The organism is Flavobacterium longum (genome assembly GCF_965137575.1).
Classification (GTDB): Bacteria; Bacteroidota; Bacteroidia; order Flavobacteriales; family Flavobacteriaceae; genus Flavobacterium; species Flavobacterium longum.
This window is the reverse complement of sequence record NZ_CBCRZJ010000001.1, coordinates 71333-83564: the sequence shown is the minus strand read 5'-3', so window position 1 is coordinate 83564 and position 12232 is coordinate 71333. Positions and strand designations below refer to the sequence as shown.

General features: G+C 50.4%; 12 protein-coding genes. 7 read left to right on the top strand and 5 right to left on the bottom strand.

Going from position 1 to position 12232, the window contains the following annotated elements; translation table 11 throughout:
- Positions 1–68 precede the first annotated feature (68 nt).
- The 7 genes from murQ (at position 69) to ACM9J1_RS00335 (ending at position 4199) form a co-directional block, all read left to right on the top strand.
- A complete protein-coding gene (gene murQ, locus ACM9J1_RS00365; RefSeq protein WP_415579832.1) occupies positions 69–896 on the top strand; it encodes an N-acetylmuramic acid 6-phosphate etherase in 828 nt (275 codons plus the stop codon).
- Between the two features lie 37 nt (positions 897–933).
- Positions 934–1155: a DUF6095 family protein gene (locus tag ACM9J1_RS00360; RefSeq protein WP_415579831.1), complete on the top strand. Its 222-nt coding sequence runs from the start codon at positions 934–936 to the stop codon at positions 1153–1155.
- Entirely contained in the window at positions 1152–1727 is a 576-nt protein-coding gene (locus tag ACM9J1_RS00355; RefSeq protein WP_415579830.1) for a pentapeptide repeat-containing protein, read from the top strand. The genes ACM9J1_RS00360 and ACM9J1_RS00355 overlap by 4 nt, the downstream gene beginning before the upstream one ends.
- A 134-nt stretch (positions 1728–1861) precedes the next feature.
- Positions 1862–2446 (top strand): DUF1572 family protein, encoded by a 585-nt coding sequence (locus ACM9J1_RS00350; RefSeq protein WP_415579829.1) that lies wholly within the window; start codon positions 1862–1864, stop codon positions 2444–2446.
- The gene (locus tag ACM9J1_RS00345) at positions 2443–2820 is read left to right on the top strand and encodes a DNA topoisomerase IV (protein WP_415579828.1); all 378 of its coding nucleotides are present in this window, start codon (positions 2443–2445) and stop codon (positions 2818–2820) included. Before ACM9J1_RS00350 ends, ACM9J1_RS00345 begins: the two co-directional genes overlap by 4 nt.
- A 4-nt stretch (positions 2821–2824) precedes the next feature.
- Positions 2825–3604, top strand: a complete 780-nt coding sequence (locus ACM9J1_RS00340; protein ID WP_415580440.1) for a TerC family protein — start codon at positions 2825–2827, stop codon at positions 3602–3604.
- 151 nt (positions 3605–3755) lie between these two features.
- Complete coding sequence (locus ACM9J1_RS00335; protein WP_415579827.1) at positions 3756–4199, top strand: YMGG-like glycine zipper-containing protein; 444 nt, start codon at positions 3756–3758, stop codon at positions 4197–4199.
- Between the two features lie 82 nt (positions 4200–4281).
- Here ACM9J1_RS00335 and ACM9J1_RS00330 read toward each other — a convergent pair whose 3' ends face one another.
- From ACM9J1_RS00330 to ychF, 5 genes are all read right to left on the bottom strand, one after another.
- Positions 4282–6966: a DNA gyrase/topoisomerase IV subunit A gene (locus ACM9J1_RS00330; protein ID WP_415579825.1), complete on the bottom strand. Its 2685-nt coding sequence runs from the start codon at positions 6964–6966 to the stop codon at positions 4282–4284.
- Positions 6967–7095: 129 nt separating this feature from the next.
- Positions 7096–8949, bottom strand: a complete 1854-nt coding sequence (locus ACM9J1_RS00325; RefSeq protein WP_415579824.1) for a DNA topoisomerase IV subunit B — start codon at positions 8947–8949, stop codon at positions 7096–7098.
- A gap of 379 nt (positions 8950–9328) precedes the next feature.
- Positions 9329–10279, bottom strand: coding sequence for a transglutaminase domain-containing protein (locus ACM9J1_RS00320; protein ID WP_415579822.1), 951 nt, complete (start codon positions 10277–10279; stop codon positions 9329–9331).
- A gap of 77 nt (positions 10280–10356) precedes the next feature.
- Positions 10357–10887, bottom strand: coding sequence for an NADPH-dependent FMN reductase (locus ACM9J1_RS00315; protein ID WP_415579821.1), 531 nt, complete (start codon positions 10885–10887; stop codon positions 10357–10359).
- Between the two features lie 189 nt (positions 10888–11076).
- On the bottom strand, positions 11077–12171 hold the full coding sequence (ychF, locus tag ACM9J1_RS00310; RefSeq protein WP_415579820.1) for a redox-regulated ATPase YchF: 1095 nt from the start codon (positions 12169–12171) through the stop codon (positions 11077–11079).
- Positions 12172–12232 lie beyond the last annotated feature (61 nt).

The following is a 12232-nucleotide window of genomic DNA, read 5'->3' as shown; positions in this document are numbered from 1 at the left end:
GTTGGAAAATAAAAGTCAGTCTCAAGTGTCAAACCGCTAAACTTTGAACTTTACACCTTGAACCAAACATGACCTTCACCAAAACCACCGAACAACCTTCCCGCTACGACAGCCTTGAACACATGCCGGTCAATGAGTTGCTCGCGCACATCAATGCCGAAGACCAAACCGTTCCGTTGGCGGTGGAGAAAGCCTTGCCGCAAATCGAGCGGTTGGTGTCTGAAGTGGTCGGCAAACTAAAAAACGGTGGGCGTCTGTTTTACATCGGCGCCGGAACTTCCGGCAGGCTGGGCATCGTCGATGCGTCCGAGTGCCCGCCAACCTTCGGCGTACCGCATGACTTGGTGAACGGGCTTATTGCCGGCGGCGACAAAGCCATCCGCCGTGCCGTAGAAAACGCCGAAGACAATGTGGACCAAGCCTGGAAAGACTTGCAGCAGCACACCATTTCAGACAAAGACGTCGTCATCGGGATTGCCGCATCGGGCACCACGCCATACGTCATCGGCGGCTTGGAACAATGCAACCAACACAAAATCGTTACAGGTTGCATTACGTGCAATGACGGCAGTCCGCTGGCTTTGACGGCACAATTCCCCGTCGTGGTTGTCGTGGGCCCAGAATTCGTCACCGGAAGCTCACGCATGAAAGCCGGCACGGCGCAAAAACTCGTGCTCAACATGGTTTCTACCGCCACGATGATCCAACTCGGCCGTGTGAAAGGCAACAAGATGGTGGACATGCAACTCTCGAACAACAAACTGGTTGACCGCGGCGTACGCATGATCATGGGCGAAATTCCCGTCACGTATGAAGAAGCGTCGGTGTTGTTATCCACCTACGGCAGCGTCCGCAAAGCCGTAGATCAATACAACGCCGATAAATTTAATCTTTAATCAGGAGGTCTTCGACCTTTGACTTTCGACTTAAGAAATGCCTACCAACAAACAAATCCTCAACCGCGGCATCGCCTACGCCTTCATCGGTTTGCCGTTCTTTTTCATCGGGCCGTCCATCATCCATAGCGCGTTCAAGAACCAAGGCCACACGATGTTCATCCCAGTGCTCGGACTGGGCATCATCCTGTGCGTGTTCGCCGTCATCATGCTCTTGCGCGGAATCAGGACAATATTAAAAAGCCAAACCGACGAATGATGGACGATTTCATCAACATCGACAAGACTTTCGAGAAAATCATACGCATGGACGCGCGTGTTACCGGACGGGAATTCGATGGCTGTTCTTTCGTACATTGTGATTTCTCCAACACGGTTTTTACCGAATGCACATTCATAGACTGTACGTTCACCGGCTGCAACCTGTCTATGGTGAAGTTCCCGCAAACCGGCCTCAAAACCGTAACGTTCAAGGATTGTAAATTGCTCGGCATCCCTTTCGACGAGGCCGACCCGTTCCTGTTTGCCATCGGCGCGCATGATTCAACCCTCGATTATTCGTGGTTCACCGGCCGGAAAATGCCCAAGACCGTATTCTCCAGTTGTTCGCTAAAGGGCGTGAATTTCGCCGGTGCAGATGTGACGGGTTCAGATTTTTCCGGTTGCAACCTTGACGGTGCCGTATTCGACAATACCATTTTAAAAAGTGCGGATTTTTCGTCGGCCTACAATTACAAAATCGATCCGCAATTCAACCCGATGGAAAAGGCAAAGTTTTCGCAGGACGGGCTTCCGGGGTTGCTGGAGAAGTATGATATTAGGATCAGTTGACAATTGACAATTGACAATTGACAATTGACAATTCACAATTAATATTGAATAATGAATAGCTAAGGTTGGGACAAATCACCAACAACTAAAAACTAGCAACTAAAAACTAGCAACTAGCAACTAACAACTACACCATGAGCTATCTAGACAGTACAAAACAACTTTTCCGCTACTATAAAACCCTCGGCGAAAAAGCCATGCACCAACTCGAGCCAGGGCAATTGTTCACTTCGGCCAATGAAGACACGAACAGCATTGCGGTCATCGTGAAACATTTGTCTGGCAATATGCTGTCGCGCTGGACAGATTTCCTGACGTCCGACGGCGAAAAAACCTGGCGCGACCGCGACGGCGAATTCGAGGAAAACCCCGAACTTGCCGATGCCCACCAAGCCAAGACCGACTTGCTGACGGCGTGGGAAAAAGGCTGGACATGCCTGTTCGATGCGCTCGATGGTTTGACCGATGACCAACTGGACGACATCGTTTACATCCGCAATGAAGGCCACACGGTCATGGAAGCCATCAACCGGCAACTGGCGCACTATCCGTATCACATCGGGCAAATCGTGTTTTATGCCAAAATGCTGAAAAACGGCGCTTGGGAAAGTCTGTCGATCCCGAAGAACCAATCGACTGATTACAATGCAGACAAATTCTCGAAAGACAAAACCATCGGCCAGTTCACGGATGCCGAACTTAAGAAACTGAAAAAATGAAAAGAATGCTGTGGTTGGCAGGCATTGGCCTTGTGCTGACGTCTTGCTTCAAACAACAAGAGCGCAATTGCGCAGCCTTCAAGACCGGGAAGTTCCAGGTGGAATTTGAGGTCAATGGGCAAAAGCAAATCACGATGCTCGAGCGAAACGATTCCATCCAAATCGAGACCTACCAAGGCAAGACCGATACGGCTACCGTACGTTGGGTGAGCGATTGTGAATACATCGTAAAGCAGAAACACCCAAAAAATATGGCCGAAAAGAAAGCCTATGCGATTAAAATCTTGAACACCTCAAAAAATTCCTATACTTTTGAATTCGGTGAAGTAGACAGCGACGTCAAGCAAACCGGCACCGTAACCAAAATCAACTGAAATGATCGAAATCCTGTCCAATCCGAACGCCTGGATTGCTTTACTGACTTTAACTTTCCTAGAAATCGTACTGGGTATAGACAACATCATCTTCATCTCGATCACCACCGGGAAATTGGCCGAGGAAGACCGCAAGCGCGCTACTAAGATCGGGATGTTCCTGGCCATGTTCATGCGGATTGCACTACTCTTCGGCATCAGCATCCTGATTGGGATGAAAAAACCTTGGTTTGAATTCCAAACGGAAGCCTTCAGCGCAAAAGTCACCGGGCAAAGCCTGATTTTGCTGCTGGGTGGTTTGTTCCTTTTGTACAAAAGTACCAATGAAATCCGCGAAAAGGTCGATGAGCACGGCCAGGAAGAAAAGGAAATCGGCAGATCGGCGGCGAAGAAATTCAGCAAAGTCATCTTGCAGATCATCATGATCGACATCGTTTTTTCGTTTGACAGTATCCTGACGGCTGTGGGCATGACCAATGGCGTGGAAGGCGCGCTATACATCATGATTACCGCGGTGATCATCTCCGTGATGGTGATGATGCAGTTTGCCGTTCCGGTGGGCCAATTCGTCAACAAGCATCCATCAATCCAAATCTTGGCGCTGTCATTCCTGATCCTGATTGGGTTCATGCTCGTGACCGAAGCCGCGCATTTGTCTGAAGCGTCGTTCTTCGGCAACCATGTTACGCCGATTCCAAAAGGCTATCTGTATTTCGCTATCGCGTTTTCCCTGGGCGTAGAAGTCCTGAACATGAAGCGGATGAAAAAAGTGAAAAAACACTAAAAACCTTATTTTTCAAAACATACCGGAAGCCACGGCCAGCCTAGTTTGCCCGTGGCTTTTGCATTTTTTTAACCCGTTAAGGGAATGCTAAATCGGCTGTAAGGCACGATTTTTTTGGGTAATTTCAGGTAAACTCTAAAATAATAAAGCCATGAAAACGATTCAAAGATTTGCTTTAATCCTGCTTTCCGCAACGGCCATCATGTCTTGTCGAAATGCAGAAAAAGAAGCACAGATCGCCGAAGAAGCACGCCTCAGGACCATCGATTCACTCAAAGCGGTGGAAGCAGCCAAAGAAGCCGAACTGGCCAAACAGCGCACCATCGACTCGATGAAAGCCGTCGCCGCCCAACAGCAGAAAACCGTCATCATCCGCGAGAACGGCAACACCACAACCGTAGAGCAGCGCAAAGGCTGGAGCGGTGCTGCCAAAGGGGCAGTCATCGGAGCCGGCGTGGGCGCAGTGACCGGCGCCGTGATCGACAAGGACAAACCCGGACGTGGTGCCGTGATCGGCGGATTGGCCGGTGGTGGTGTTGGTGCCGGTACCGGTGCGATCATCGATTCGGAAAAAAAGAAGAAACAACAGAAGTAAAAACAAAAAGCCGCAGATTCCCGCGGCTTTTTTTCGGCCACGAATTCGCGAATTAATCTATTCGTGAATTCGTGGTTGTTTTCTAGAAAAGGGTAATCTGGCCTTCGTCGTCCACTTGCACATCACCGGCATCAGCATCGACATCGGCTACGGTCGTGTTGCCTTCCACTTCCAACTCTTCCGGAATGACTTCTACCGGCGGCTCGTATGGCAGCGGTTCCAAACGGTTGATTTGCTTGATTTTGTCTGAGGTCAATTGGTTGCCCAACGCCTTAATGCCTTTCACCGTGATGAACGATTCCAAATCGATGGTCAGGTTCGGCTTTTGGTTGCCTTTCACTTTCGCAAAAACGACCTCGGCCTGCGGACGGTAATCCGTCAGGACAATTTCCATTTGTGAATTCGGGTGTTCCGAAATAAAGATTTCTTCCTTGCCTTCGTTTTCCACCAGGAAACGCTTCACGAAATAACGCTCTTTTTCGCCATCGAAATAAATCACGGAAATCGGCTTGTTCGGGATCCATTTCTCGAGCACGACCATATCTTCGTCGAAGTGTGTCGTGAGTTCAGGCACGATGGTTTTGAGCTTGCCCGATTGGTTGATGATCAGCAAGCGGTCGTTAGGACGGAATTCACCCAACAGTTCGCCGCGTTCATCTACATTGAGTTTCTGGACGGTATCGTCAAACCAGATTTTGCGCGGTTTGAGCGTGGAAATGCCTTTTTCCTTGAGTTCGATTTTCTTGATCGGATATTTCGTTACCGTGTTGCCCTTGGACGCGCGGCCTTTGATGGCGATCTCGGCAAAATCCATGTCCCATTTCAACTTTTTTATAGTGCCGATCTGACGCAGCAAAATCGTAATGGTTTCCGCCTCGCCGTTCGGATTACACGAAAAATACAGGATTTGTGAACCCTTGGTGCCGTTGGTCAAATCGTACGCCTTGTCGCGGGTCACGCCCGACACGTTGAAACGCTTGATGTACGATGGCCCTGATTTTCCGTCGCGGTACACCATGTTGTAAATGGTGCGCTTGTCGTTTTTGTCGAAAACTGCTACGTGGATGATGTCTTTGCCCACGAAGGCTTTGTCCGACACTTTGGTGACCATCATCGTGCCGTCGCGCAGGAACACGATGATGTCATCGATGTCTGAACAATCGGCCACGTATTCGTCTTTCTTGAGCGCCGTGCCCACGAAGCCTTCTTCCCTATTGACGTACAATTTCGTATTGCGGAGCACGACCTTCGTAGATTGGATGACGTCGAAAATACGCAACTCGGTTTGGCGTTCGCGGCCTTTTCCGTATTTCTCTTTCAGCCTGGTAAAATAGGCAATCGCAAAATCGGTCAGGTTGGCCAGGTCGTGTTTCACTTGTTCAATCTCGCCTTCGAGCGCTTCGATTTTTTCCTGCGCCTTGTCGATGTCGAATTTGGAAATCCTTTTAATCCGGATTTCCGTGAGCCGGACGATGTCGTCTTCGGTGACCGCACGCTTCAAATGCTTGGTGTGTGGCTTCAGGCCTTTGTCGATGGCCGCAATCACGCCTTCCCAGGTTTCCTCTTCTTCAATCAAACGGTAAATCCGATTTTCGATGAAGATGCGCTCGAGTGATTGGAAATGCCAGCTCTCCTCGAGTTCGCTCAACAGGATTTCCAGTTCCTTCTTCAGTAAGTCCACCGTGCGGTGCGTGGAAACCCGAAGCATTTCAGACACGCCCACGAACCGCGGCTTGTTGTCTTCAATCACGCAGCCCAATGGCGCCACCGAGGTTTCACATGCGGTAAACGCAAACAACGCATCGATGGTTTTGTCTGGCGACACGCCTGGATACAGATGGATCAGGATTTCGACTTCGGCCGCCGTATTGTCCTCGATTTTCTTGATCTTGATCTTGCCTTTCTCATTGGCTTTCAAGATCGAATCGATCAACGTCGATGTATTGGTCGAAAACGGAATTTGCGATATCACCAGCGTTTGCTTGTCGAGCTGTGCAATCTTTGCCCGTACGCGCACACGGCCGCCGCGCATCCCGTCGTTGTAATTGGACACGTCGGCGATACCGGCAGTCTGGAAATCCGGGAACAGTTGGAACGACTTCCCTTTCAGGATGCGGATGGACGCGTCGATGAGTTCATTGAAATTGTGCGGGAGAATTTTCGTAGACAACCCTACCGCGATGCCTTCGCCGCCCTGGGCCAAAAGCAGCGGGAATTTGACCGGAAGATGGATAGGTTCGGCCTTTCGTCCGTCATAAGACATGCCCCATTCGGTGATTTTCGGGCTGTACAAAACCTCGAGCGCGAACTTGGACAAACGCGCCTCAATGTAACGCGATGCTGCCGCGCCGTCGCCGGTTAAGATGTTGCCCCAGTTGCCCTGCGTGTCAATGAGCAAGTCCTTTTGCCCGATCTGCACCATGGCATCGCCGATACTGGCGTCGCCGTGCGGATGGTATTGCATGGTATGCCCGACCACGTTGGCGACTTTGTTGTAACGCCCGTCGTCGAGTTCCTTGAGTGCATGCATGATGCGGCGCTGTACGGGTTTGAAACCGTCCTCGATGGCCGGCACCGCACGCTCCAAAATGACGTATGACGCATAATCCAGGAACCAATCCTTGTACATCCCGGTAACTTTCGTGATGGTGTCGTCGGGGTTTACTTCGTCGTGGTCGTAGAAATGGTCGCCGGCGGAAGGCTGGCCTTCGACGATGTCATCGCCATCTTGCTCGGGGATGTTAGTTAATTCTTCTTCTTCCTCCATTTGGTTTTTAGTGTTTTGCTAAAGCAAAAATACCTGAAGCCCATTGGGCTTCCTCCTTTTTATTTCAAAGGTGGCTAGATGTCGGCGGCCGGAAGCTGCAACACGCTATTAATTATTAATTATTCATTGCTAATTGCTGTCCACCGCATCGATCTCCACCTTCAAATTGTTGATGATGAATTCTTGCCGGTCGGGCGTGTTCTTGCCCATGTAAAACTCGAGCAGCTTCTCGATGGAAGTCGCCGTGTCGAGCATCACCGGATCGAGCCGGATGTCCTCGCCGATGAAATGCGCGAATTCGTCCGGGGAAATCTCGCCCAATCCTTTGAATCGCGTGATTTCAGGCTTCGGCTTCAGTTTTTCTATGGCTGCCACACGCTCTTCGTCTGAATAGCAATAAATGGTTTCTTTTTTATTCCGTACGCGGAACAACGGCGTTTGCAGGATGTACAAGTGGTTTTCCTTGATGAGTTCGGGGAAAAACTGCAGGAAAAACGTAATCAAAAGCAACCGGATGTGCATGCCGTCCACGTCGGCGTCGGTCGCGATGACGATGTTGTTGTAGCGCAGGTTTTCCATTTCGTCCTCGATGTCGAGTGCGGCCTGCAAGAGGTTGAATTCCTCGTTCTCGTACACGATTTTCTTGGACATGCCGTACGAATTGAGCGGCTTGCCCCGGAGCGAGAACACGGCCTGCGTATTCACGTCGCGCGACTTGGTGATGGAACCCGACGCAGAATCGCCCTCGGTGATGAACAACGTGCTTTCCAGCGATTTCGGGTTTTTCGTATCGGTCAAATGCACGCGGCAATCGCGGAGCTTTTTGTTGTGCAGGCTGGCCTTCTTGGCGCGGTCGCGGGCCAGTTTCCGAATGCCCGACAATTCCTTGCGTTCGCGTTCGGCCTGCAAAATCTTGCGCAGGAGCGCGTCGGCCACTTCGGGATTTTTATGTAAAAAGTTGTCGAGGTTGGTCTTCACGAAATCGTTGATGAACGTCCGGACGGAAGCCAACCCCGGCCCCATTTCGGTGGAACCCAGTTTGGTCTTGGTCTGCGATTCGAACACCGGCTCCATGACTTTTACCGAAATGGCGCTGACGATGGATTTGCGGATGTCCGAACCCTCGAACGGCTTGTTGTAGAATTCGCGGATGGTTTTCACGGCAGCTTCCCGGAAAGCGCCCAAATGCGTGCCTCCCTGCGTGGTATTCTGCCCGTTGACGAACGAGTAATATTCTTCGGAATACTGGGTTTTGGAGTGCGTCATGGCAATCTCGATGTCGTCGCCCTTCAAATGGATGATCGGGTATTCCTGGTCTTCCACCGCAATGGTTTCGGCCAGCAAATCCTTGAGTCCGTTTTCGGAATAGTATTTCTCGCCGTTGTAGAGAATCGTCAAGCCATTGTTCAAATAGCAATAATTCTTGAGCATTTTCACGACGTACTCGTTACGGAACTTGAAGTTCTTGAAAATCGTGTCGTCCGGGACGAAAATGACTTTCGTGCCTTTGCGCTTGGTCGTGTCAATGATGTCTTCTTCCAAAGTCAGGTTACCGGCAGAGAATTCAGCGGCTTTCTGTTTGTCGTCGCGCACCGATTCTACCCTGAAATAATTCGACAAGGCGTTCACGGCTTTGGTACCGACGCCATTCAAACCGACCGATTTCTTGAACGCCAGCGAGTCATACTTGCCGCCAGTGTTCATTTTTGACACCACATCGACCACTTTGCCCAAGGGAATGCCGCGGCCGTAATCGCGCACCGTGACGGTCTTGTCCTTGATGGTTACTTCGATGGTCTTGCCCGCGCCCATGACGAATTCGTCGATACAGTTGTCGATCACTTCCTTGAGCAAGATGTAAATGCCGTCGTCGGGCGATGAACCGTCGCCCAATTTCCCGATGTACATGCCCGGACGCATCCGGATATGCTCTTTCCAATCTAGCGATCGGATGTTGTCTTCGGTATAAGTAGTTTCTGCCATTGGCCGCGCTGGATTTCTTGGGTGTGCGCTAATTTAACTGATAAACCAAGATTTTTAAAGGCGTTTTCGGGAAAGTTATCAAACGGGATATTGACAAAGTTAGTGGCTAGTGGCTAGTGGTTAGTTGCTAGTTGTTAGTTGTTAGTTGCTAGTGGCTAGATAAGTGGTCTAGCCTGCTGTTGCGCGGTGATAAGAATATGGGGCTTTTGGGCGTGCCGGCGTTAATCCCGTCCATCGCTATCAACGAATCTTTTCAACGCCGTCCGGCTTTCCGCAGTGCGCGGCACTTTGCTCCAATCCGTCACGCGGACACATCTCGATGAGAGAAAATGTCCCGGCCACTCAAAGTATCTAACAACCAGCCACTAGAAACTAGCCACTATCCTCTCACAATCTTATACGCCACCAGCGGTTTCATGTTCACAAAAATCGTCAGGTAGCCGGAGAGTTTGGCGCTGGGCGGAATCACGAAGTGGTTGTGTTCATCCACGATGAGTCGGTCGAGCGTGTTGTCGCGGCTGGTGATATAGTAAAGTTCGTCTCCCGGGTCCAGATTCTCGATCTTGAACCTGACGCCGGTATTCTTCGGAAACAGGATGGCACCTTTGTCGGCGTTGATGCGGTAATCGCTTTTGAGGTATGTCGGGTAATAAAACGGCAGTTCGGCAAATTCCTCGGCAGAACGGTCGGTCAAAAGCCAGCGCTTATCATCCGGGAAATGGTTCAGGAAAAACAAATCCGGGTCGGTGCAAAAATACGCGTCGTTGAATACGGGTGTAAACTTTTTCTCATTGCCCCTGACTACGCCTGCAGCCCAAGTCACGTCAATGAGTTGCCACGCGCCGTTGATCTTGACGGCATTCCAGGTGTGGTCGCCTTCGGTGGGCAATTTCCCGATTTCGGTGTGGCTGGTCTTGGACGTACCGGGAATGATGACGGCCGGCAAATCGGTCATCGCGCACAAATACGTGAACAAACTCGCGTAACCTTCGCAAATCGCCTTTTTGCTGCGCATGGTCTTTTTCACCAAGTTGAGGCGGAATGCGCGCTCTTTCTGCATGCGGTCTTCGGGCGTGGTGTAACTGAACGCGATGCCGCCGTTCTGCTGGCTGTACAACGCTTTCATGTCATAGGCGATATGCGTCCCGATCCAGGTGTAAATGGCGCGGGCTTTATCAATGTCTGTCTTGAAATCCTTGCTGATTCGCGCGGCCAGTTTGTCTGCATCGGAAAAATCCGGATACGACCGTACGGCGGCATCCACGCTTTCATATTGCGCAGACATGACCGATACGAAAAGCAGCAAAATGCCGGAAATGATCTTCTTCATCGTCTGTCCCGAAATGGTTTCGGTACGATAGAAACGATTCTCAACGGTAAAAAAGTGCGCGGAAAAAGTTAAATCGTTTATAAAGCCGTGAACTGCGACACGATGCTTTTGAGTTCGGCGTCTTTGTTTGCATCCGAAATAACACCTTTGGCCACATCGAAAGCCTCGTTGAACAACGGCAACGAAAACTCCGCCTTGATGTTGCCGCCGTAACGCGGCAGGTTGCTTTGCGCAATGTCCAGCACGCTGCGTCCGCCGCGACGTCCGGGAGAAGTGGCCATGAGCAGCATCGGTTTGTCTTGGAACACATCGTTCCGGTTGCGCGAACACCAATCGAACAAGTTCTTGAATGCCGCCGAATAATTCCCGTTGTTTTCGGCAAGCGACACCACGAGCAAATCGGCTGAGGCAATCTTATCCAGGAAATCTTGCGCCAATTGCGGTTTTCCGAGCACGGCCTCACGGTCAATACTGAACAACGGCAGTTCGTAATCATTCAAATCCAGGATTTCAACGTCGGCATTGTCAAACAAAGACGTTGCGTAGGTGGCGAGTTTTTTATTGATCGATCTGGAAGAATTGCTTCCGGCGAAGGCGATGATTTTCATGGGGTTAGTTGCTGGTGGTTAGTGGTTAGTGGCTAGTGGTTAGTGGTTAGTGGCTAGTAGTTAGTGGTTAGTGGCTAGATGTAAAGTCGTATCTTTTGTCTTTTCTCTTTTGTCTTTTCTCTTTCCTCTTTCCTCTTTTCTCTTTTCTCTTTCCTCTTTCCTCTTTCTTCTTTCTTCTTTCGACTCAAGCTATACGTTGAACCTGAAATGCATCACGTCGCCGTCCTTGACGATGTATTCCTTGCCTTCCACACGGAATTTTCCGGCTTCCTTGACTTTCGCTTCGGTGCCGTATTGTACATAATCATCGTAGGCGATGACTTCGGCGCGGATGAAACCTTTTTCAAAATCGGAATGGATCACGCCTGCGGCTTGCGGTGCGGTATCGCCTACATTGATGGTCCAGGCGCGCACTTCCTTCACCCCGGCGGTAAAATACGTTTGCTGGTTCAGGAGTTTGTATGCGGCGCGGATCAGGATGGAAACGCCCGGCTCTTTCAAACCGAGATCTTCCAGGAACATCTGGCGTTCTTCGTAGGTTTCCAGTTCGGCGATGTCGGCTTCGGTGGCAACGGCCAGAACAATGACCTGCGCATTCTCGTCCTTCACCATCTCGCGGACTTGCTCGACGTATTGGTTTCCGTTTACGGCCGAACCTTCGTCAACATTGCAAACGTACAACACCGGCTTGGTCGTGATCAACTGGAAACTTTCCACCAAACCTTCTTCTTCCTCGTTTTTGGGTTGCACCGTCCGTGCAGATTTCGCCTGCAACAACGCTTCGCGGATGCGGTTGAGCAAATCCTGTTCAACCAAAGCGGTTTTGTCGCCGGTCTTGGCCGCACGGTTTACTTTCTCGAGGCGTTTATCGACAGTTTCCAAATCTTTCAACTGCAATTCGATGTCGATGGTTTCCTTGTCGCGGATCGGGTTCACGTTGCCTTCGACGTGTACGATGTTGTCGTTATCGAAACAACGCAACACATGGATGATGGCATTACACTCGCGGATGTTGCCCAAGAACTGGTTGCCCAAACCTTCGCCTTTGCTCGCGCCTTTCACCAATCCGGCGATGTCCACAATATCAACAGTAGCAGGAAGTACACGCTCGGGTTTCACCAATTCTTCCAATTTCTGCAAACGCGGATCGGGCACGTTCACCACACCGATGTTGGGTTCGATGGTGCAAAAAGGAAAGTTCGCACTCTGCGCTTTGGCGTTAGACAAACAATTGAACAAGGTTGATTTGCCCACATTCGGCAATCCGACGATTCCTGCTTTCATGAGATTTTTATAAAGGTGTGCAAATATAGTCGATGCAACTGAAAATTCTGTAATACATAGG